Origin of the sequence: Nonomuraea sp. NPDC048901, from assembly GCF_040649695.1 — a bacterium.
Classification (GTDB): domain Bacteria; phylum Actinomycetota; class Actinomycetes; order Streptosporangiales; family Streptosporangiaceae; genus Nonomuraea.
This window is the reverse complement of sequence record NZ_JBEZFW010000006.1, coordinates 658,446-680,626: the sequence shown is the minus strand read 5'-3', so window position 1 is coordinate 680,626 and position 22,181 is coordinate 658,446. Positions and strand designations below refer to the sequence as shown.

Sequence of the window (22,181 nt, the reverse complement as noted above, 5' to 3'; positions counted from 1 at the left end):
TACGTGGCTCTTGACGAGCATATGTGACCTACGTATTAAATAATCGTTAATCGAGTGACGACCCATTAAAAGGCGTCTCCCCTGGAGGTGCGATGCGCTCCCCACGTCCAACCCACGCCCTGACCGCTCTCGGCGGCCTGCTCCTGCTCGCCGGCTGCGGCGGGGGCGGCTTCGCCGGCGGCTCGCCGGCGCAGCAGAGCGAGGGGGGCCAGGTCACCGTACGGATGCTGGTCAACATCACCCCGAACCTCACCCAGGCGTACTGGGACGGGCTGGTCAAGCCGTTCGAGCAGGCCAATCCCGGCATCGACGTCAAGATCGAGGCGCCGACCGGCAAGGGCGTGGCCGACACGCTGCCCCAGCAACTCGCCGCGGGCAACGCCCCCGACGTGGTCGAGACGCTGACGGCCGACGAGACGCTCTCCAAGCAGATGCTCGACCTGACCGACCAGCCGTGGGCGAAGGACACGCCGCTGGTCAAGGAGGCGAGCCTGAACGGCAAGGTCTACACGGTCGGCGTCGGCGTACAGGCGCAGTCGCTGGTCTTCTACAACAAGGCCACGTTCGAGAAGGCCGGGATCGACAAGCCGCCGACCACGCTCGACGAGTTCGACACGGTCATGGGCAAGCTCAAGGCGGCCGGGACGCTGCCGCTGCAGACCGGCGGCGAGTTCCTGACCGGGCTCCAGCTGCTGCAGCTGTCCAGCCCGTCGCGCGCCCAGGCCCACCCCACCTGGCAGCAGGACATCAAGGCGGGCAAGCTCAAGGCGGGCGAGTCGCTGCTGCCGTTCCTGGAGCGCTACCGCACCTGGATCGACAAGGGCTACGTCGACAAGAACGCCCTGGGCATGAAGTACGCCGACGCCGAGACCGCCTTCCTGTCCGGCAAGTCGGCGATGTACGTCATGGGCAGCTGGTTCACCGCCGCCGAGGCCAAGTCCAAGAAGGACTTCGAAGTCGGCGTCTTCCCCGCCCCGGTCGACAAGGGCCTGAGCTACCCGGGCCCCCAGGGCGCCACGATGGCGGCCCCGTACATGATCCTCAAGTCCACCCCGCAGAAGGACGCGGCGGTCAAGCTGGTGAAGTGGCTCGTCACCGACCCGGCGGCGGTCAAGAGCCAGCTCAAGCAGGACGGCAACTTCCGCAGCGGCGTGGAGCGCGAGTTCACCCCGCTGGAGAAGCAGGTGCAGCAGATCCTCGACGGCGCCCCCTCCGGGGTCCCGCAGGGTGAGGGGTACGGGGACGCGACCCTGCCCAAGGGCTTCAACGCCGCCTGGAACACCGAGGTCCAGGGCCTGTACGTGGGCAAGTCGCCCAAGGAAGTGGCCGAGGGCGTGGACCGCTGGCTGGCCGGCCGTTCATGACGCTCACCCAAGAAGCACCCGTCGTCACCACCACGGTCGTGCGGCGCAAGCCCAGGAACCGCGACGGATGGGCCACCGCGATCATGGTCGCCCCCGCCACCGTCCTCTACACCGTGATGCTGATCATCCCGGTCGGCCTGGCCCTCTACCTGAGCCTGACCGACTGGGACGGCTTCAGCGCCAACCCCGCCTTCGTCGGCGCCGCCAACTACGTCAACCTCCTGGACGACCCCGAGCTGCGCCGCGCCGCCCTGGTCACCCTGCTGGTCGCGGCGGCGGGCACAGCCGGGCTCAACCTCCTGGGCCTCGGCTTCGCCCTCCTGGTGAACGGCGTCTCCAGGGCGAACACGTTCTTCCGGATCGTGCTGTTCTACCCGCACGTGCTCAGCGCCCTCGTGGTCGGCTTCCTCTGGTCGGCGATCCTCGGCACCACCGGCGCGGTCAACAACCTGGTGACCACCTGGGGCGGCGGGGTGCTGCCGTTCCTGTCCGATCCGACGTGGGCCACGATCACCATGATCGCGGTGCTGGTGTGGGCGGGGTTCGGCGTCAACGTGGTGCTGTACCTGGCCGGACTGCAGGCCGTACCGCACTCGCTGATCGAGGCGGCGCGCATCGACGGCGCGACCCGATGGCAGGTGTTCAGGAACGTGACGCTGCCCGCCCTGGGCCCGTCCGTGACGGTCAACATCGTGCTGTCGCTGGTGACGCTGCTCAAGACGTACGACCTGGTGGTGTCGCTGACGGCGGGCGGCCCGGCCGGTCAGACGCAGACCGTCGCCTACCTCATCCTGTGGAACTCCTTCCACGACGCCCGCCTCGGCTTCGGCTCGGCCCAGTCGGTGCTGCTGATGCTGGTGACGGCGGCGCTGGCGTTCGTGGTGACCCGGCTGCGCAGGCGCGGCGAACTGGCGGTGCACCAGTGAGAAAACCCTTCCTCTGGGCGACCGTCGCCTTCATGCTCATCCCCCTGTACGTGCTGACCGTCAACGCGTTCAAGGGTCAGCAGGACATCCTGGGCAACCCGTTCGGCCTGGGGGGCCTCACGCTGGAGCCTCTGGGCAGGGCACTGACGAACCCGCAGTTCAACGTGGTCAAGGGGTACGCGGTCACGCTGCTGTTCGTGGTGGCGGTCAACCTGCTCTCGGTGGTGCTGGCCGCGCCCGCGGCCTACGTGATCGCGCGCAGCCCGAAGCGCCGCTTCCGGGTGCTGATGCTGTTCTTCCTGGCCGGGACGTTCATCCCGGGCCAGGTGCTGGTCATCCCCGTCGTGTACGTGCTCAAGACGCTCGGGCTGATGGGGACGATCCGCGGGTTCGTGCTGTTCGAGACCGTGCTCACGCTGCCGTTCTCGATCTTCCTGTACGCCGGTTACATCGCCACCGTCCCCGCCGTGCTCGACCAGGCGGCGGCGGTGGACGGGGCCGGGCGGCTGCGGACGTTCTGGCAGATCGTCTTCCCGCTGATGCGGCCCGCGGTCGCCACGATGGTCATCCTCAACACCTTCTCGGTGTGGAACGACTTCGTGAACCCGCAGATCATCCTGGGCCCCGGCAGCGGCCTGTACACGGTGACCACCGGCGTCTACGCGGCGGTCAGCCAGTACTCCACCGACTACACGGTGGTCTTCCCGACACTGCTGCTGGCCATCGCCCCGCTCCTGGTCTTCTTCGTCTTCATGCAACGGCACATCATCAGCGGCCTCACCGCCGGGGCCACGAAAGGTTGACATGCGGGAGATCACCGCGACTGTCCCTCTTGGCGCGCCGCCCGCCTGGGCGGTGCTCGAACGCCGGCTGTTCGACGCCCTCGACGAGGCGTGGCGGGCCTTCGCCGCCCGCTACTGCGGGCCCGACGGACGGCTCATCTACCACGGCACCACCGAGGACCGGGACGGCGCCGACGACTTCTACGAGGCGTTCTTCAACTGGCCTGCGCTCTACCAGGTCGGCGGCGCCGACGACCTGCTCGACGCGGCCAAGCACCACTGGGAGGGCGTGACCGCCCAGCTCACCGAGCTCGGCTACCTGGTGGACGAGTTCGAGCGCGGCTACGACTGGTTCCACCAGGGCGAGTCGCTGCTGCTGTTCTACGGCATCTGCGCCGCAGACCCGCGCGACGAGCGCTACCGCGAGCGGGCTCGGCGGTTCGCCGAGCTCTACCTGCCCGGCTCGGCCAACTACGACGCCGATCTCGACCTCATCCGGGCCCCGCACAACGGCGCCGGCGGCCCCCGCTACGGCATGCAGCGGGAGTGGGCCTCCTACCACGCGGGCCTGACCAGCATGCGACCGTACGGCCTGCCGCTGCGCGACCTGCCCGGGATCACGAGCTGGGCGGACCTGGCCGACCCCGGCAACGCCGCCCGCATGGGCGCCGCGATGAGCGAGCGGATCGGCCGCGGCGACGTGGCGGTCAACCTGGCCGCCACCAGCCTGGCCGTCAACGCCTGGCTGTACGACGGCGACGACCGCTACCGCGACTGGGCACTGCGCTACATCGGCGCCTGGCAGGAGCGGGCCACCGCCAACGACGGCGTACTCCCCGACAACGTCGGCCCGTCGGGCAAGGTCGGCGAGCTGCACGGCGGCCGGTGGTACGGCGGCAACTACGGCTGGCAGTGGCCGCACGGCCTCTACAGCGTCGGCGCCGCCGCGGCCGTCGCCGCCGTCAACGCCCACCTGCTGACCGGCGACGATGCCACGCTCGCCATCGGCCGCGACCCCCTGGAGAGCGTGTACGCCCACGCCAGGCAGGCGAGCGTGACCGGCACGGAGATGAGCACCAGCGACCGCTGGCTGGCCGAGCTGGGCGAGGAGGCCGGGCAGCCGACCATGCTGGTGCCCAACCGGCACGACGACGGCGGCTGGTTCGACTTCCAGCCGCCGCAGCTCGGCCTGCCCGTCTGGCTGTGGCAGGCGAGCCGGTCCGCCGAGGACGCCGACCGGCTGGACCGGCTGCGCGCGGCCTCGGGCTATGACTGGACCACGGTGCACCCGTTCCGCAACAAGGAGGAGGCCGGGCACGAGGCGCCCTGGCTGGAGTACCTGCGCGGCGCCAACCCCGGCTTCCCCGAGGCCATGCTGGCCACCGCGCTCGGCCAGGTGCAGCGGCGGATGGCGCTCATCGACGCGGACCACGCGGACCTGGCCACCGTCCACGTGCACCACTGGCAGCGGCTCAACCCGGTGCTCACCGAGGCGCTGCTGCAGCTGGTCACGGGCACGCCGCAGGTCCTCTACAACGGCGGGCTGCTGCCGACGCGGCTGGCCTACTTCGACGCCGACCGCCACCGCCCCGGCCTGCCCGCCGACGTGGCCGCGCTGGTCGACTCGGTACGTCCCGACGGCGTCCGCGTCGAGCTGGTGAACCTCGGACTGAGCCGGACCCGCCGGGTCGTGGTGCAGGCGGGCGCGTTCGGCGAGCACGGCATCGACCGCGCGGTGGTGACCGGGGCCGAGCCCGGCTATCCGGGCGATCCGCGCTCCTACACCGCGCCCCCGATCAGTGAGGCCGAGCGGGAGGTGGCGGTGGGCGGTCCGCGACTGGTCGTGGAGCTGCCGCCCGGCCGCCGGATCCGGCTCGACCTGCACACGACGGCGCGCGTCCGCACCCCGTCGCACCAGCACTACTGACCCGCACCTCTCGCCGTATCAAGCCTCTCGCCGTATCGAGACCGAGGCCGGGCCTATCCCCGGGCCCTATCGAGTCACGGGCCCCACCCCGAGCCGTACCGAGCCCTATCGAGTCACGGGCCCTACCCCGAGCCGCACCGAGCCCTTCTACCGAGGAGTTTCATGGACGACCCCATCTGGGACCTTCCCGTTCGCGGGCCGCTGCCCGCCGAACCCGATCCCGCCCTCGTGGCCGGGCTGTCCCGGATCAGCTCGGCCACCGCCTGCGCGAAACTGCACGCCCAGGGCATCCGGCGGACCTTCGTCGAGGGACCGCTCCCGCTGGCGCGGGGGCAGAAGATCGCCGGCCGGGTCCGGACGCTGCAGTTCATGCCGCAACGCGAGGACATCGCTTCGGGCCTCGGCCAGGAGTACGTCGAGCGGCACACCGCGCTGTGGGCGGTCCTGGAGGAGGTGCGGCCCGGCGACGTGCTCGTCGTCCAGGCGTACGGCAGCGCCTACACCGGCTGCTTCGGCGACATGCTGGTCCGCTACTTCAAGCGCAAGGGCGGCGCGGGCATCGTCGTGGACGGCCGCATCAGGGACCTGCCCCGGGTCGCCGAGCTGGACGTGCCGATCTGGTCCACGGGCGCGACCCCGCACTACGCCTCGCAGGCGGAGCTGTTCCCGTGGGCCTATGACGTGCCGGTCGCCGTCGGCGGGGCGCTCGCGCTCCCCGGTGATCTGCTCGTCGCCGACGACGACGGCGCCGTGGTGGTACCGCGCCGCCGGGCCGAGTCGGTGATCGAAGCCGCCGCCGAACACGAGCAGTGGGAGCGCTACAGCCGCGCCCGCATCGAGGACGGCGGCGCCCTGTCGGACTACTACCCCCTAACCCCCCAAACCCGCGCCGAGTACGAGCAGTGGCGGGAAGCAAAGGAGAGCCAGTGATCCTCAGGTCCTTGGGTGCGGTCGTCTTATTGCTAGGCAGCTTGACCGCACCAGCGACGGCGGCGGAGAAGGCCACGTGCGACTACTACGTGTCCCCCACGGGCGGCGACCGGGCCGACGGCAGTGCCCAGCGTCCGTGGAAGTCCATCGAGCAGGCCCGCGACCAGCTGCGCGCCAAGAAGAAGCACCAGAAGTGCGACATCGTGGTCAACGTCAAGACCGGTGACTACGTCGTCGACAAGACGATCACCTTCACCGAGGCCGACTCCGGCGAGAACGGCCACAAGATCACCTACCGCAGCGCCGACGGCCCCGGCAAGGCCAGGCTGCTCGGCGCCAAGCCGCTGACCGGCTGGCAGAAGTACAACGACACCATCTACAAGACCAAGGTCGACCGCAACTTCTACACCCTCTTCGAGGACGGCAAGCGCGCCACGACCGCCCGCTACCCGAACAGGACCAGCGACGACCTGTGGTCGCCGTATCTGTTCTCGGTGACGCCCGAGGCGGAATACCAGGCCGTGCACAACTGGCTCTTCTTCGACGCCAAGGACATCCCGAAGGAGTGGGACGCCGACTTCGACAAGAACGCCCAGATGGTCGTCTGGTCCGGCGGTTCGTGGAGCTGGTTCTCCGACACCGTGCCACTCGGCGGGGCCGACTTCCGCAAGAACTTCTTCACGCTCAACCACGACGCCCGCTTCACCCTCGTCAACAGCCGCAGCGGCTCGCGCTACTTCCTGCAGAACACGCTGCGCTTCCTGGACCAGCCGGGCGAGTATTACTTCGACTTCGCCAACAGCGAGGTCTATTACTGGCCGAAGGGCTCGATCGACAAGGTCATGGCGCCCACGGTCAAGACGATCATCTCGCTGGCCGGGTCCTCCCCCGACCGGCGCGTCCAGAACCTCGCCTTCGACGGGCTGCAACTGCAGTACTCCGACTTCGTCGACTGGTATCGCTATGCCTGGAACGCCCCGGGCGACTCTGGCTACGAGCACAAGTACCCGATCTACGACCGGCAGATCGAGATGCCGCGCAACAGGTTCGGCATGATCACCGTGACGAACTCCCGCGATATCGACCTGACCAGGCTGCACCTGTCCGACAGCGGCTTCACGGGCGTCTTCCTGCTCTTCGCCAATGAGCGGGTCAAGGTGTCGGACAGCCTGCTGGACAACCTCGGCGGCGACGGCATCAAGGTGGAGGGCGGCTACCCCGGCGAAGGTGATATCTCCGGACATCACACGATCACGAATAACTATATCTACCACGTCGGCGAGCTGGTCCCCGGCGACGCGGCCGGCATCGAGCTGATGAGCACGGGCAACAACACCGTCAGCAACATCGTCGTCAAGCACAGCGCCCGCTACGGCATCAGCCTTGAGGTCCGCCCCGAGATCAAGAACGAGGACAACTACGCCCGCAACAACAAGTTCTCCTACATCCGCCTGGAGGAGACCGGCCTCGACAGCGGCGACATGGGCGCCTTCTACACCTACGGCGTGCACAACGTCGAGCCGCACCCGATCGACAACTACGTCACGCAGATGGTGATCGGCGACGTCCTCAACGACCCCGCCGGGCAGATGCCGGACTCCGGCACCCGCGGCGTGCACATGGACGCGGGAGGATGCGGCTTCGCCATCTCCAACGTCGAGGTGGGCAAGGTCAGCGACGACAAGTACCAGGCGTACAAGTGCAACGAGGTCACCAACGCCAACTGGGCGGACGGCTTCGACACCTCGAAGATGGAGTACGACAAGATCGGCGTGACGAGCGCGTTCCCGTACCCGATCCCCAGCTGAGCGCGTTCCCTCAGCCGATCGTGAACTGAGCACGCTTTCCGCAACCGATCGTGAACCGGACGACGACCGGTGGAGCCGGGCCTCGCGGCGATTGCCGCGGGGCCCGTTCCCATAGCGCCGCGATATGCGTGGATGGTATGCCCCTCGCTGATCGGCCCCGTCATACCGTGACGGCACCGTTCCTAGGGACTGAGCGGGAATGGGTCCTGTTGCCAGGGCTCATGCTCAGCCGCGCGCCCCGAACGGTGGTGGGCGTGCTGGTTGCCCGCGTACTGGCCGCGTCCGGGCAGCGCGGATCGTGTCCGTGGTCCGGGTATGCGGGGGCGGGGTTCCTCACGCCCAACGGTCTCCGGTTGGGCCTGGACGGTCCGATGCCCGCGACGATCGCTCTGGTCGTCGTGGGGCGGTGTCATCCGTCGCCGAATCGGGTGCCCTTGGGCGCGCCTGCCGATCGCGATGCTCGCTGCATCGTGTCGGCTGGTCTTACGGTTGGTCGAGGTGAGGGGCTTTTGCCAGTGCTGCCCGCCCCACTTGGAGGTGTAGGCCGGGTCCACGGCGATGATCGCGATGCCGGTCGCTTCGGCCATGCTGGTGAGGCGGGCGCGGAGTTTGCCGGTGGGCATACCGGAGATGAGCTGCCGGAATCGCCGGTTGCGGCCCTGTTTCTCTCGGGTCTTCTCGGCAGCGAAATCGAGGTCCTCGACGGCGATGGCGCGTACCCCGCACGCCCGAGCCCAGTGCAACAAGCGGGTTAGGGCGTGCCGGACCTGGGCGTCGCGGTGCCTGGCGGTGCCGGACAGGTCGTAGCCGAATCGGCGCGGGTTGCCGATCGGGTTACCGTGCACGTCCAGCCGCCAGGCGGCCAGATGGTCGGCGTTGGTATCGACGCCGATCACGCCCTCGGCCAGGGCGGCGGCCATCGGGATGGTTTGGGTAACCGGATAGGACCAGGAAGCGGTCACGTACCAGCGGCCGCGGGCGACGTCCAGGTGGATGCGGTAAGCGACGGCTCGGTTGGCTTCCACTCGGTCGGCCCACTCCTGCCCGCGGTGCGGGAAGCGCACCTTCCCGGCGAGCACATACCGGCCGTGCTCGGCGTTGGCGTAGGCGGCGAGCGGGGCCGGGAGCTTGAGGGAAACCTCGCCGTCGGAGGTGATGCGGATCGTCTCGTTGCCGTAGCGCTTGCCCGACTCGCCATCGGCTTGCAGGAACCACCGCTCGGCCTGCCACCGATCGCGCCACTCGGCCTCGGTGAGCTGGGCGGCGGCAAGATGGTGCCGGTTGCGGGCGAGCCGCTTGCCGCCCCGCACCACCCGCACCCGCCCGGACTCGTAGTCGGCTCGCTCCCGCTCCAGCCGGTGGGTCAGCATGTGCAGGCGGCGGGTTTTGGCATGCCACTCCCGCCTGCTGCGGTAACCACCCGGCGCCTTCCTCGAACCCTTCGCGCCGATCGGCTGAGCCAGCCGGTGCGCGATCGTCCGGATGGCCGCCTCAAGCGAGCAGATGTGGGCCAGCCCGGATCGGCGAGCCAGCGCCCACTGATCATGGGAGGCCTTCGTGATGCTGCCCGCCCAGCGCGACGACGACAGCGGCGTCAGTTCCCGCTTGCGGGCCGCCCACGCCTGGGGGGAATGCTCCAGCCCAGCACGGCAACGCACTGCCAGATCCCGCGAAGCCAGCACGCCGAGATGCGCACCCACCAGCCGCAGCACCTGCTCATCCTGCGCCGTCAAGCCCTTGAGCCGGTCGCGGATCGCCACCCCGGACGGCCCCAGAGCGACGAACGGCGCAGCGATCGCCCGCAGCGAGTCAGCCATGCGTGCAGCCTCCAACGCCGGGCGGGCACGTCTGTCCACCGAACGGCGCCCATGCTGGTGGCCGCACCATGACGTCACCGCATACACCAAGGAAGCCAACCGCTATGCCTGCGATGACCCGCACCCCTCAACTTTCACGGACAGTGACCATAAGATTACCAATATTTGGTTGTGCAAGCTAGAACGCATGAGCGGCACTTGGACACCAGGCGCTTATGATCCATGCGCCTACCACGGCTGATATCCGGGCCGACTATTGCTCGGCAGCCCCGACCGCGTATGAGGCCAGCGAACGAACACATCACCACAACCGGGCATTCGGTACGCTTGGCCATGATGATCCCCTCGCCTTTCGACTGCTCATTGCAATCGTATGACTACGCTTCGAAGTCGATAGGGGATGCCTATAGCGTCCTTGTCATGAACGCGCTGTTCGGGTCGGGCCGGTAGTCCGCGAACGGCTCGCAGTAGGCGAACCCGAACTTCTCGTACAGCTTCCTCGCCGGCAGGAAGAACTCGTCGGAGCCGGTCTCAAGGCTGAGCCGGGTGAAGCCCATGCGCGTGGCCTCGGCGATGATGTGCCCCAGCAGCAGGGACGCCACCCCGCTGCGCCGGCGCACCGGCCGGGTGCGCATGGACTTCACCTCGGCGTGTTCGGCGTCCAGCCGCTTGATCGCGCCACAGCCGACCAGGGTGTCTCCGTCGACGACCGTCCAGAACGTCACCTCGGGCGCGCGGAGCGCGTCAAGGTCGAGGGCGTGCTTGCTCTCCAGCGGCGTGATCGACCGCATCTGCTGGAGATGTTCGTCGAGGAACGCGGCGATCTCCGGACCGGAGAGGTCGTCTACGGCGATCTTCATGGACTCCGTCCCCTTCTTATCCCCGAACGGACTTATCCCTGAACGGTCTTATCCCGAATGGGCGGTTCGGAGATTACCAGGGCTACCGGGAGGCTGGTCTGACCAGGCCACAGTCGTAGGACAAGACGATCACCTGGGCGCGGCTGGTCAGTCCCAGCTTGGCCATCAGGCGGTTGAGGTGGGTCTTGACGGTGCCCTCGCTCACCGACAGCCGCTCGGCGATCTCCTTGTTGGACAGGGCGTGCCCGACCAGGCCGAGCACCTCGGTCTCACGGCTGGTCAGGCGGTCGAGGGCCGGTGGCGGGGTCTCGACGGCCGGCGGCGGGTCGACGAACGCCTCGATCAGCCGCTTGGTGGCGACCGGGGCCAGCAGGATATCGCCGGAGACGACCGTGTGGATGGCGGCGATCAGGCGTTCGGGCGGCGTGTCCTTGAGCAGGAAGCCGCTGGCGCCCAGCCGCAGCGCGTTGAAGACGTACTCGTCCAGGTCGAACGTGGTGAGGATGAGCACCTTGGGCGGCGTCCCCTCGGCGGCGGCCAGGATCCGCTCGGTGGCCGTGATGCCGTTGATGCCCGGCATCCGGATGTCCATCAGGATCACCTCGGGCTTGACCGCGGCGGCCAGGCGCACCGCCTCCTCACCGTCGGCGGCCTCGCCCACCACCTCCAGGCCCGCCGCGCGCAGCAGCGCGGCCAGACCGGCACGGATGAGCACCTGATCGTCGACCACGAGCACTCTGATCATGAGCTCGCTTCTTGAGGCTGATCGTCGGGCGGGGACAGCGGGAAGATCGCCAGCACCTCGAATCCGCCCAGCGGCAGCGGCCCTGCGTTGATCGTTCCCTGATAAAGCCTGACACGTTCGGTCATGCCGATCAATCCGTGCCCACGAGAACGGGAGCTCCCGGTGGCCGCGGCGCCGTCGTTGGTCACGCGAAGGGCCAGCGTGGCGGGGCCGTACGTCACCCGGATCTCCACCCGGGCGCGACCGGCGTGCTTCAGCACGTTGGTCAGGGACTCCTGGACGATGCGGTAGGCGCACATGTCCAGGCCGGGCGGCAGCGGCCTGACCTCACCCTCGACGATCACCGTGAGCGGCAGACCGGCCGCGCGGATCCGCTCCGCCAGGGGTTCGAGGCTCTGCAGGCCGGGGGCGGTGGAGTAGAGCCCGTCGTCCTCGTCGTCGGCCTCGATCCGCAGGATCGACAGCAGCCGCCGCATCTCGGCCAGCGCCTCGTGGCTGGTGTCGGCGATGACCCCCAGCGTGGCGTGCGCGGTGGCCGGGTCGGACAGGGCGACGTAGCGGCCGAGCCCCGCCTGTACGGAGATCACCGACATGTGATGGGCGACGACGTCGTGCAGCTCGCGGGCGATCCGTACCCGTTCGTGGGTGACGGCGCGGCGGGCGGCGGCGTCCTGCTCCCGGTGGAGCTGGTCGGCCAGCACGGCGAGCTGCCGGGTACGTTCGGCCAGCAACCGCGTGCTCGTGCCCGCGCCCACGGTGTAGGCCGCCACCAGGAGCGACTGCCCTAACGCCGACCACAGCGCGACGTCGGGCTGGCGGACCGAGGCCTGCGTCCACTCCGTCACGATCAGCCCCGCCCCGGCCAGGGTGAACGCCCAGGACCGGTGGGCGGCGACGGTGTAGAGCGTCACCAGCGGCCCCATGCTGTTGAGCCCGAGATGGTAGCCCAGCATGTGGTAGACCAGCGCCGCCCCGGTGGAGACCACCAGGACGGCGACCGGCGCCCGCCTGCGCAGTGCCACCGGCGCGTTCACCAGCACGGTCAGGGACAGGGACAACGTGTCCGGAGGCCGCCCCTTGCCCGGGTCGTACATCTCCCACAGCCAGGTCCCGACGACCAGCGCCAGGGTCAGGGCGCCGTCGAGGAGCAGGGGGTTGACCGCGGACACTCGCCGGACGAGTGATGCGGCGCTGATGGGCATCCGCCACGCTAACTCCGGGATCGGCCGTTACGCATCTACCTGGGGTTTACCTCGGCTGCCGCGGAAGTTGCAGGCCAGCTCGCGCCGGAAACCCCGGCGGGCCCGCGCCGCACGTCGCGTGCGCGAGAGCCCGTCCAGCGGCCGGTGACCGCGGGCCCATCCCGTAGCAGAATGTCATGGGGGCAGTTTTCGCAGGTGAGAGGGAGTGAGGCGGCGTGCTGAACAACATTCGGCCCCGCTCATATGCCGTGAACGGCTTGCGGATGCTTGCCGTCGCAGGCGCCTATTTCGCAGCTGCGAAGGTGGGGTTGGCGCAGGAGCTGGTCGGCGGGCAGGTCACGCCGCTCTGGCCGCCGACGGGCATCGCGCTGGCCTGTCTGCTTCTCATGGGCATCCGAGTCTGGCCCGGGATCACTCTCGGTGCGTTCCTGGTCAACCTGATGCTCGGACCGTCGTTGCTCGCGGTCGCGGCGATCTCCGTGGGGAACACCTTCGCTCCGGTGTGCGCTTACCTCCTGCTCGTTCGCGCGCGTTTCTGCATCGAGCTGGATCGGTTGCGGGACGCGCTGGCGCTGGTCTTCCTCGGCGCCTTGACCGCGATGCTGATCAGCTCGACGGTGGGCAGTGGCGTGCTCCTGCTCGCCGGCGCACTGCGAAGCGGTGACTTCTGGCCGACGTGGTCGGTGTGGTGGACGGGCGACGCGATGGGCGTGCTCGTAGTAACGCCCATCCTGCTGGTGCTGCGCACATCCCGGACTCCGTGGGACGCTCGTCTGTCCCGTTGGGGCGAGGCTGTGGCCTTGGCCGTGGGCACGCTCCTCGTCACGGTGGTGGCAACGGTGAGCTCCATCAACCTGCTCTTCCTCGTCTTCCCGTTCCTGATCTGGGCCGCCCTGCGTTTCCAGCTGGCGGGCGCCGCGGCATGCGCGCTGATCGTGTCGACAGTCGCGATCGTCGCGGCCGCGCAAGGTTCGGGCCCGTTCGCCGAGCACGGCCTCTTCCTCAACATGGTCACTCTGCAAGCGTTCAACGGGGCCGCGTCGCTGACCGCCCTGCTGCTGGCAGCGATCATCGCGGAGCGAAATCAAGCCCATGAGAGACTCGAGCACATCTGTGCGCGCCTTACTGAGGTCGCGGACCGGGTCGACCGGGAACGGACCGCGGCCCAACGGTTGCCGCCCGCACCCGAAGTACGGCGCGAAAGCGGCTGATGTCATAACGATCTAGCGCACGTAGACGTTCGGCTGGGCCGGGGTGGGCATGCCGTTGCCGATGAAGTAGCTCGGGTGCGGCGGCTGGTTGTAGGCGGTGTTCTGCCAGGCGATCGCCACCCGGTACATCGGGTCGTGCATGAGGGTCCACAGCCGCCGGGTCGTCACGGTGGGGGTGCTGTAGATCCGCAGCGCCGTCTCCGACGTCGTCGGCCAGACGACCTCCTCGCGCCAGTCACCGAACAGGTCGGCGGACAGGGACGGGGTCGACTTGGTGCCGTTGTTGGCGTGCACGCCCGAACCGGTGAGCAGGCGGGTGTCGGCGCTGGTGCCGTACTTGTCGATGTGCGTGCCGTCGAGCAGCTCGCGGACCGGGTCGGCGTCCCACCAGATGAGGAAGTTGGTCGAGCCGGGCTTGCGGCCGATGTTCGCGCCGGAGGTGTTGAAGATCCCGGAGACGGCCGACGACCACGATTCGGCGCCCGCGCTGCCCGCGTACACGTCGTCGGACACGCCGCGCCCGTTGTCGCACCCGCAGGAGGGGTTCGTCCAGATGACGGCGCCGGTCCGGGCGTCGACCATGGAGGTGGCCGGCTGGTTGGTGTTCTCGTGCGGCTTGAACACCTCGAGGCCGGAGCGGGCCGGGATCAGGTCGCCGACGTGCAGCGCGTCACCGTGGAACAGCCGGGTGTTCCACAGCGGGCTCCCGTTGTCGTCGATCGCCTCCGAGCCGTAGATGATCTCGTCCCGGCCGTCGGCGTCGGCGTCCGCGATCGACAGCTGGTGGTTGCCCTGCCCCTCGTACTGGGAGCCGGACACGTTGGAGTCGAACGTCCACCGCTGGGTCAGCGCGCCGCTTCGGAAGTCCCACGCGGCGATCACCGTACGCGTGTAGTAACCCCGCGCCATGATCAGGCTGGGCCGCTGCCCGTCCAGGTACGCCGTACCGGCCAGGAACCGGTCGACCCGGTTGCCGTAGGAGTCGCCCCAGCTGGACACGGTCCCGCGCGGCGGGTTGTAGTTGACGGTGGACATGGCCGCCCCGGTCTGACCGTTGAACATGGTCAGGAATTCCGGCCCGGACAGGACGTATCCGGAGGAGTTCCGGTAGTCCGCGGACGCGGAGCCGATGACCCGGCCGGTGCCGTCGACACTCCCGTCGGCGGTCTTCATCGCGACCTCGGCCCTGCCGTCGCCGTCGTAGTCGTACACCTGGAACTGGGTGTAGTGCGCCCCCGCGCGGATGTTGCGGCCCAGGTCGATGCGCCACAGCCTTGTCCCGTTCAGCCGGTACGCGTCCACGTACACGTTGCCGGTGTAGCCGGACTGGGAGTTGTCCTTGGCGTTGGACGGATCCCACTTGAGCACGAACTCGTAGCGGCCGTCACCGTCCAGATCGCCCACGCTCGCGTCGTTCGCGCTGTAGGTGTAGGCGACCCCGTCCGGCGTGGTGCCGCCGGCGGGCCGCTGGATCGGGACGTCCAGGTACCCGTTGGCGAACTGCGTCGCCGCCGCGGAGGGCGCCTGCTCCACCCCGCCGACCACGGCGCGCACGGTGTAGGTGGACGTCGCCGCGGCGCCGGAGTCCAGGTAGTTCGTCGAGCTCGTGATGGGCGACGAGGTCAGCAGGGTCGAGCCGCGGTAGACGTTGAATCCCGTGCTCATGCTCTCGCTGCCGAGCAGCCGCCAGGACACCAGGTTGCCGCTGCCGGAATGGACGCTGATCAGGCCGCGATCCAGGTTCTCCACCTGCCTGGCCGCGGCGGCTGAGGCGGTACCGACGTTCATGGTCCCGGTCAGGGCGAGGACCACGGCGATCACGAGAGAGAGGGAGCGCCTTCGCGCGGGAAGCATGCCTGCTCCTTTCGGACCTGATCAGTAGACGTAGGGCCAGCCCGCGCCGTCGTAGGCGATGAGGTTGATGCCCAGCAGCGAGGCGCCGTTGTCGGCGTAGTAGTGGTAGAACAGGACGTCGGCGTCGCTGTCCGTAATCACCGCCTGATGCCACAGGTAGTAGTACGACCCGTGCCGGAAGATGAACGGCGCCTCCACGGCCGTGCTGGCGCCGGTGCGCTGCGCGATCGAGTAGAGCGCGCTCCCGCTCCGCAGCCCGGTCGAGGAGTTGAGCGGGATCAGCTTGATGCCGTTCCAGAACGAGCCGAAGGACAGCCACCAGTTGCCGGCGGCGTCCGTGACCAGGTTGGGGTCGATCGCGTTGTAGCTGCTGGCGGAGGTGGTGGAGATGACCAGGCCCTGGTTGGCCCACGTACCCGAGGCGCCGGTGGCACTGGTGGCCAGGAAGATCGCCGAGTTGCGGGAGCCGAACGTGGAGGCGGCGTAGGCGATCACCGCCGTGACCAGCATGGTCACTAGAGAGACGAGGAATCGCGCCATGGGCCACCTCGCTGTTATCGCTAACACCTGAGGGGATCGCCGGTGAGTCTTCTCGGCCGTACGGGGAGCGTCAAGGCGCGGGCTCGGAGCCTTCGGGTCTTGCCGGGTCAGCTCGGTGCGGCCGGTGAAACGTTCACCCCGTGATCCATCACCGCGAAACGCGTAGAAGGACCAGCGCTCCCCCGTACGCCACGGCGTACCAAGTGGGCGGCCACGCGCCTCCGGCAACAGCGGCGGCGAGGCTGATCGCCGAGATCGCGGCGATCAGCAGGACGGCTGTGGCCCGCTCCCGTGCCGCCAGCGCCGCCAGGGCGGCCCCGCCCAGGATGCCCGAAGCGGCGAGGAGATCCAGCAGCAGCCACGCGTCCAGCAGGCCGGCCCGGGTCAGCAGGTGGAGCAGTGGGAGCGGCAGCGACGGTGTCCAGATCCAGGTGAGCCCGCCTGCCAGGTTCACCACCGGCGGGAGCACCAGCAGCAGCGACGCCGCCGGCGCCGCCCACCGGTGCGGGCGGGCCGTGCCACCGTTCAGGGCCGTACTCCGGGCTTGTCGGTGATTCCGATGGCGAGGCGGACGGAGCGGCTCATGATCGTCCCCTTCTTGATCGAAAAGACGATGTCCGGGTTGGGGGATACGTAGTCGGCGATGGCGACGGCGCGCTCGCCCAGGTACGTGTAGGTGGTCCGATCGAGCAGGATCTCGTGACCCACCCAGCCGTCTTCGACACAGCCGACGGCCAGCGCCGGACGTCCTGCGACGTCTACCGCGTCCGGGTTCACCGTCACCCCGGGGATCTTGGCCATCGCCTGGTAGACGGCGGCCTCCTGAGCCGGCGGGACGAGGTTGTTGTTGAGCAGGGAGCCGAGTATCAAGTAGGCGGTGACATCCCGCTTCTGGCGAACGCCCACGTTTCCGTACAGCCAGGTCAGGAGCGCATCGGGATCCGTTGGCAGCGCCGCGACCGTGGCGAAGTCGGTGGGGGGCATGCCACCTCCGGTGGGCGAGCGGACCAGCTTGCCGCCTTCGAACATGGCCAATACCTTGCCGTCGGCCCGTGTCCAGGCTCGATCCACCCTGCTCTCCAGCGGCGTCTCCGCGGTCTGCACCTCGCCTGAGGTGGCCTGGGGGACACCCTGGTAGCGCGTCTCCATGTAGATCCATTGCTTCGGGCGGGGTGCTGTGAAGGGCCGGTCCCGGGCGGCGGCGGCCGCCTTGTGGAGCAGTACCTGCGCGTTGGCGGCCGGCAGCGCCAGGCCGGGGACCATCGGGCGCGGTGTGTCTCCCTCGGGGTTCCCGACGACGAACGCGACCGCCGTGATCGCGGCGGCCAGTGCCCCCACCGCGAGGACGCGCCCGCCCGCGCGAGGCAGGCGGAAGCGGCGCGCACGCCGGGGAAGCGCCGCGGTCGCCTCCTGGAGGAGTGCGGTCCTGGCGGCGGAACAGGTGTCATGGGACGGCGGGACGGGCTCGGGCCAGGCCCGGCGCAGGGCGTCCAGATCGGCGTCCGGATGTTCGCTCATGATCAGCTGTCCTTCCTGGTGAGTGCCGGGTCCAGCGCGGCGCGGATCTTCGTCCGGGCCCGGTGGAGCCGGGACCGGACCGTGCCCGCCCGAACGCCGAGCGCCTTGGCCGCCTCTTCGGAGGTCAGGTCGGCCCAGGCGACCAGCAGCAGTACGTTGCGTTCCGCTGCGGGCAGCCTGGCCAGCGCCGCCGCCAGCCAAGGCCGGTCCGCCAGCGAGGCGGCGATCCGGTCGGCGTGGTCCTCGCTGCTCTCCTCGACACCGGCCCTGGCCAGCGCGCGGTACTGCCGGACCTCGGCCCGGTGGTGGCGGGAGATCAGGTTCGAGGCGATCCCGTACAACCAGGGCCGGGCGTCCGGCCGGGACAGATCGTAGGTGTCGCGCCGGCGGAACGCGATCAGGAACGTCTCGGCGGCGATGTCGTCGGCCAGGGGCCGGGTGAGCCGCCGCTCGGCATAACCGTGGATCGGCCCGTGGTAGCGGTCGAACAGCTCGGCGAAGCACTCGGGCTCCCGTAAGGACCGCTCGATGATCGCGGCGTCCTCCGCCCGCTCCGTCATCGGGGCCATGTCGTAGCTCTTCGAGTCATCGCCTGTCTTCCGTCGCGGGGGATCGGTCCCCCCTCCTTCACCGATCGCCCCAAAAGTGTTCGCTCCGCATAGCTTGGGGGTCATGAGACTTCTGTCGGTGAACGTCGGCCGCCCCATGCCCGTGGACTACACCGATGCCCCGGGCGGGATGACGGGCATCGACAAGCGCCCGGTGACGGGGCCGGTCCAGGTGTCACCCGTCGGCCCCAAGGGCACGGCGGGCGGCGGCGTGGCGGGGGACGCCGTCTGCGACCGCCGCTTCCACGGCGGCAGTGACCGTGCGGTGTACGCGTTCGCGCGCGAGGACCTGGACGCCTGGGAGCAGGCTCTCGGCCGTACGCTGGCCAACGGCGCCTTCGGCGAGAACCTCACCACGTCCGGGCTGGACGTGGCCGAGGCGCTCATCGGGGAACGCTGGCAGGTGGGCTCCGACCTGGTGGTCGAGGTGACCGCCGGCCGGATTCCCTGCCGCACGTTCGCGGGGTGGGTCGGAGAGCAGGGCTGGATGAAACGGTTCATCGAGGTCGGCCGCACCGGCGCGCTGCTACGGGTGATCGCGCCGGGAGAGATCCGCGCGGGCGATCCGATCACCGTCGTCCGCCGTCCCGACCACGACATCACGGCGGCTCTGCTGCTCCGCGCCGCCACCACGGAGCGCCACCTGCTCCCGCGTACGCTGGCCGCCGCCGAGTGGATGGAGTCCGAGCTCCTGCGCGTTGCCCGTACATATGCGGAGAAGTACCGGCAACGCGGCTGAACCTATCTCGTGGTCAGTTCACACCAGGCCGCCCTTTCGGATGCGGGCGGCGTACCAGAGGGCGGAGTCCTTCGGGGTGCGCCGCTGGGTGTCGAAGTCCACGTGTACGAGGCCGAACCGCTGTCCGTACCCGTGGGCCCACTCGAAGTTGTCCAGCAGGGACCAGGCGAAGTAGCCCTTGAGCGGGACGCCACTGTTCACCGCCTCGGCGCAGGCGTTGATGTGGCGTTCCAGGTAGTCGACGCGGTCCGGATCGTGCACCGCGCCGTCCTCGCTCACCTCGTCGGCGAAGGCCGCGCCGTTCTCGGTGATGTAGAGGTCGATGGCCGGGTAGTCCTTGCGTAGCCGCTGGAGGAGGCGCAGCAGGCCGTTCTCGTCGATCTCCCAGTTCATCGTGGTGCGCTTGCGGCCGCCGTCCACCCAGCGGACGTCCTCCGCGCCGATCCACGGCGTACTGCCGGAAGGTACGGGCTCGCCGGCCGCCACCAGGGCGGGCGAGTAGTAGTTGACCCCGAGCATGTCGATCTTCCGGGAGATGAGCGCCAGGTCCCCGTCCAGGACGTGGGAGAAGTCGCTGTGGGGCGCCAGGTCGCGGACGACGTCCTCGGGGTAGGAGCCGCGCAGCACCGGGTCGATGAACAGCCGGTTCTGGATGCCGTCTACCCGGCGGGCGGCGTCCGCGTCCGCCGCCGACTCCGTGGCGGGCGTCACGTCCGACATGTTCAACGTGATGCCGATATTTCCGGACAAGATGGGGACGGCTAGGCCGTGGCCCAGCAGCAGGTGGTGCACCGCCTTGACGGCCTCGGACGGCTCCTGACGCCCCGGCGCGTGCTCCCCGTTGGCGTACCCGAGCAGCCCAGAGCACCACGGCTCGTTCAACGTCGTCCAGTTCGCCACCCGATCGCGCAATGCCGTATGCACAATGTCGGCATATTCCGCGAACCGATAGGCTGTGTCCCGGTTGGGCCACCCGCCCGCGTCCTCCAAGTACTGCGGCAGATCCCAGTGATAGAGCGTCGGCCACGGGGTGATGCCGTGCTCCAGCAGCGTGTCCACCAGGCGGCGGTAGAAGTCGAGACCCTTCTGGTTGACCACCCCGCGCTCCGGCACGATGCGCGGCCACGCGACGGAGAACCGGTACGCCCGCAACCCCAGCTCCGCCATCAGCCGCACGTCGTCGGCGTACCGGTGGTAGTGGTCGCAGGCCACGTCGCCGTTCTCGGCGCCCCGCACCTTGCCGGGGACGCGGCTGAAGGTGTCCCAGATGGACGTCCCCCGGCCGTCCTCCGCGAACGCGCCCTCGATCTGATAGCTGGACGTCGCCGCGCCCCAGAGAAAACTCATGCCCTGACGGCCCTCTCCATGATGCCGCCGAGGTGATCCGGCGGCGCAATCCGCTAAAGGTCGTGACCACCGGCTCGATCGTCCCGCCCGCAACGGCCGATCCATTGAGCCGTTGCCACCGCCGCAGGCGACCTCGGCGTCCGGTGCGCGGTCGCGGCTCTCTTGGGAACAGACCTGACCTGTGCCGATCGGCGCCTCAACCGCCTGGGAGCGCTCCCATAAACGGTAGACCATCACCTGTGCCGGAGAGAAGAGGGCCCATGGGATGGATATTTACCACTACCTAATCCCTTGACCGTATCTAGGGTGGTCAGTAATGATCACGCCGACGCCGCGGTACCGCACCGAGAGAGGTCCGGCATGCCTGTTCGAGTGCGGCCGGCGTGTGCGCCGGCCGTGGTGACCCTCCCCCTCCAGCGCCTCCGTCGACGACGCTCTCCTGGTGCGCCAAACCCCACCGAGCCCTTCGGCGCACCACACCCCACTGAAAGGTGATTTAGTGCGATTTATCGCAGCAAAAGCCGCCGCGGCGTTAACCGCGGTCGTGGCCGCTGTCCTGGCCGTCCCACCGCCTGCCTCAGCCGCCGCCCAGCTGATCGGCAACGGCGCCTTCACCAGCTCGACGGCCCCTTGGCAGACGATCGGCCAGACGACGATCACGGCCGAGTCCGGCCGAATGCGGGTGAACGTGACGTCCGTCGTCGCCAACCCGTGGGACGCCATGGTGTCCAGTCCCACCACGACCGCCCTGAACGCCGGCAAGAGCTACACGCTCTCGTTCGACGCGTACTCCACGACGGCCTTCAAGGCCACCACGACCGTGCAGTACGTGGCGACGCCCAGCTCCAACCAGTCGCTGGCCGCGCCCGTCCAGCTCACGACGGGCAGCAGGCGCTACAGCATCCCGTTCGTGGCCGCGTCCGCCACCAACACCGCCGCCGAGGTGACCTTCCAGCTCGGCGGGTCCGGCGGCACCCCGACAGTCCGCTTCGACAACGTCTCACTGATGGAGACGCAGACGACCCGGCCCACGGCCCTGTACGTCAACAACCAGTCGAACCCCGCCAAGTGGGTCGCCGCCAACCAGGGCACGAGCGACGCGACGGCCATCGGCTCGAACATCGCCAACAAGCCGATCTTCGAGTGGTTCGGCGGCTGGTTCACCGACCTCACACTGGCCGTGGACACCTACGTCGGCGCCGCCCAGGCCGCGGACAAGCTGCCGATGCTGGTGGCGTACAACATCCCGAACCGCGACGCCTGCGCGAACCAGTCGGGCGGCGGCGCGGGTGACGCGGCCGGTTATCACGCCTGGATCACCGAGTTCGCCAAGGCGATCGGCAACAGGCACGCGATCGTCGTACTGGAGCCCGACGCCGTCGCCGCCGCCGGCTGCGTGACCCAGATCGGCAAGGATCCGGAAGACCAGTACAAGATGCTGCTGGACGCGACCCAGGTGCTGAAAGCCCAGGCGCCGAACGCCTGGGTGTACCTCGACGCGGGCAACGCCACCTGGATTCCGGCCGCCGACATGGCTCCGCTGCTGGTCAAGTCGGGCATCGCCAACACACGCGGCTTCTCCGTGAACGTCTCCAACTACATCACCACCGCCAACTCCGAGAGCTACGCCGTCGCGGTCAACGGCTACCTTTCGGGGAGCGTGGGCGCCAAGAAGTATGTGATCGACACCAGCCGCAACGGCAACGGCCCTTGGACCGGCGTGGACAACTGGTGCAACCCGCCCGGACGCAAGCTGGGCACCGCGCCCGCCAAGCAGACGAGCGGCGCCGAGTACGTCTTCTGGGTCAAGGTCCCGGGTGACTCAGACGGCAGCTGCAACCTGGGCGCGGGCATCCCGGCCGGCACTTTCAGCCCCAAGCTGGCCATGGCCCTGATCAACGGCACCTCCTAACCCCTAAGTATTTCTGGAGTAGCCCTGGAGGGTGACGTGCCCCGGCCGGCCACGGCGGGCCGGGGTACACGTGGCGCCACCGACCATCGTG

General features: G+C 69.0%; 19 protein-coding genes. 9 read left to right on the top strand and 10 right to left on the bottom strand.

Features of this window, described 5'->3' with window-relative positions:
• The first annotated feature begins 92 nt into the window (after positions 1–92).
• The 6 genes from AB0C30_RS24380 (at position 93) to AB0C30_RS24355 (ending at position 7,737) form a co-directional block, all read left to right on the top strand.
• Positions 93–1,364, top strand: a complete 1,272-nt coding sequence (locus AB0C30_RS24380) for an extracellular solute-binding protein (protein WP_357948006.1) — start codon at positions 93–95, stop codon at positions 1,362–1,364.
• The gene (locus tag AB0C30_RS24375; protein WP_357948003.1) at positions 1,361–2,290 is read left to right on the top strand and encodes a sugar ABC transporter permease; all 930 of its coding nucleotides are present in this window, start codon (positions 1,361–1,363) and stop codon (positions 2,288–2,290) included. The genes AB0C30_RS24380 and AB0C30_RS24375 overlap by 4 nt, the downstream gene beginning before the upstream one ends.
• Positions 2,287–3,093, top strand: coding sequence for a carbohydrate ABC transporter permease (locus AB0C30_RS24370; protein WP_357948001.1), 807 nt, complete (start codon positions 2,287–2,289; stop codon positions 3,091–3,093). The genes AB0C30_RS24375 and AB0C30_RS24370 overlap by 4 nt, the downstream gene beginning before the upstream one ends.
• 1 nt (position 3,094) lies before the next feature.
• Positions 3,095–4,999, top strand: a complete 1,905-nt coding sequence (locus tag AB0C30_RS24365) for a hypothetical protein (RefSeq protein WP_357947998.1) — start codon at positions 3,095–3,097, stop codon at positions 4,997–4,999.
• Positions 5,000–5,161: 162 nt separating this feature from the next.
• Positions 5,162–5,929, top strand: a complete 768-nt coding sequence (locus AB0C30_RS24360) for a hypothetical protein (RefSeq protein WP_357947995.1) — start codon at positions 5,162–5,164, stop codon at positions 5,927–5,929.
• A 41-nt stretch (positions 5,930–5,970) separates the two neighbouring features.
• Positions 5,971–7,737, top strand: a complete 1,767-nt coding sequence (locus AB0C30_RS24355; protein ID WP_357947992.1) for a right-handed parallel beta-helix repeat-containing protein — start codon at positions 5,971–5,973, stop codon at positions 7,735–7,737.
• A gap of 182 nt (positions 7,738–7,919) precedes the next feature.
• Here AB0C30_RS24355 and AB0C30_RS24350 read toward each other — a convergent pair whose 3' ends face one another.
• From AB0C30_RS24350 to AB0C30_RS24335, 4 genes are all read right to left on the bottom strand, one after another.
• A complete protein-coding gene (locus tag AB0C30_RS24350) occupies positions 7,920–9,554 on the bottom strand; it encodes an IS200/IS605 family accessory protein TnpB-related protein (RefSeq protein WP_357947989.1) in 1,635 nt (544 codons plus the stop codon).
• A gap of 404 nt (positions 9,555–9,958) precedes the next feature.
• Positions 9,959–10,414 (bottom strand): GNAT family N-acetyltransferase, encoded by a 456-nt coding sequence (locus AB0C30_RS24345; protein ID WP_357947986.1) that lies wholly within the window; start codon positions 10,412–10,414, stop codon positions 9,959–9,961.
• A gap of 82 nt (positions 10,415–10,496) precedes the next feature.
• Entirely contained in the window at positions 10,497–11,159 is a 663-nt protein-coding gene (locus AB0C30_RS24340) for a response regulator transcription factor (RefSeq protein ID WP_357947983.1), read from the bottom strand.
• Positions 11,156–12,361, bottom strand: a complete 1,206-nt coding sequence (locus tag AB0C30_RS24335) for a histidine kinase (protein WP_357947980.1) — start codon at positions 12,359–12,361, stop codon at positions 11,156–11,158. Before AB0C30_RS24335 ends, AB0C30_RS24340 begins: the two co-directional genes overlap by 4 nt.
• A 215-nt stretch (positions 12,362–12,576) precedes the next feature.
• Here AB0C30_RS24335 and AB0C30_RS24330 point away from each other — a divergent pair, with 215 nt between their 5' ends.
• A complete protein-coding gene (locus AB0C30_RS24330) occupies positions 12,577–13,572 on the top strand; it encodes an MASE1 domain-containing protein (protein WP_357947977.1) in 996 nt (331 codons plus the stop codon).
• A 12-nt stretch (positions 13,573–13,584) separates the two neighbouring features.
• Here AB0C30_RS24330 and AB0C30_RS24325 read toward each other — a convergent pair whose 3' ends face one another.
• The 5 genes from AB0C30_RS24325 to AB0C30_RS24305 form a co-directional block, all read right to left on the bottom strand.
• Positions 13,585–15,426 (bottom strand): rhamnogalacturonan lyase, encoded by a 1,842-nt coding sequence (locus AB0C30_RS24325; RefSeq protein ID WP_357947974.1) that lies wholly within the window; start codon positions 15,424–15,426, stop codon positions 13,585–13,587.
• Between the two features lie 21 nt (positions 15,427–15,447).
• On the bottom strand, positions 15,448–15,966 hold the full coding sequence (locus AB0C30_RS24320) for a family 43 glycosylhydrolase (RefSeq protein ID WP_357947971.1): 519 nt from the start codon (positions 15,964–15,966) through the stop codon (positions 15,448–15,450).
• A 148-nt stretch (positions 15,967–16,114) separates the two neighbouring features.
• Positions 16,115–16,423, bottom strand: coding sequence for a hypothetical protein (locus tag AB0C30_RS24315; RefSeq protein WP_357947968.1), 309 nt, complete (start codon positions 16,421–16,423; stop codon positions 16,115–16,117).
• Positions 16,424–16,491: 68 nt separating this feature from the next.
• A complete protein-coding gene (locus AB0C30_RS24310; RefSeq protein ID WP_357947966.1) occupies positions 16,492–17,484 on the bottom strand; it encodes a CU044_5270 family protein in 993 nt (330 codons plus the stop codon).
• 2 nt (positions 17,485–17,486) lie between these two features.
• Entirely contained in the window at positions 17,487–18,053 is a 567-nt protein-coding gene (locus AB0C30_RS24305) for a sigma-70 family RNA polymerase sigma factor (protein ID WP_357947963.1), read from the bottom strand.
• Positions 18,054–18,156: 103 nt separating this feature from the next.
• On the opposite strand from AB0C30_RS24305, the gene AB0C30_RS24300 reads away from it, so the two are divergent.
• Complete coding sequence (locus AB0C30_RS24300) at positions 18,157–18,831, top strand: MOSC domain-containing protein (RefSeq protein WP_357947961.1); 675 nt, start codon at positions 18,157–18,159, stop codon at positions 18,829–18,831.
• A gap of 18 nt (positions 18,832–18,849) precedes the next feature.
• On the opposite strand, the gene AB0C30_RS24295 is transcribed toward AB0C30_RS24300, so the two are convergent.
• Positions 18,850–20,178, bottom strand: coding sequence for a GH1 family beta-glucosidase (locus AB0C30_RS24295; RefSeq protein WP_357947959.1), 1,329 nt, complete (start codon positions 20,176–20,178; stop codon positions 18,850–18,852).
• 499 nt (positions 20,179–20,677) lie between these two features.
• On the opposite strand from AB0C30_RS24295, the gene AB0C30_RS24290 reads away from it, so the two are divergent.
• Positions 20,678–22,090, top strand: a complete 1,413-nt coding sequence (locus tag AB0C30_RS24290) for a glycoside hydrolase family 6 protein (protein WP_357947956.1) — start codon at positions 20,678–20,680, stop codon at positions 22,088–22,090.
• Positions 22,091–22,181 lie beyond the last annotated feature (91 nt).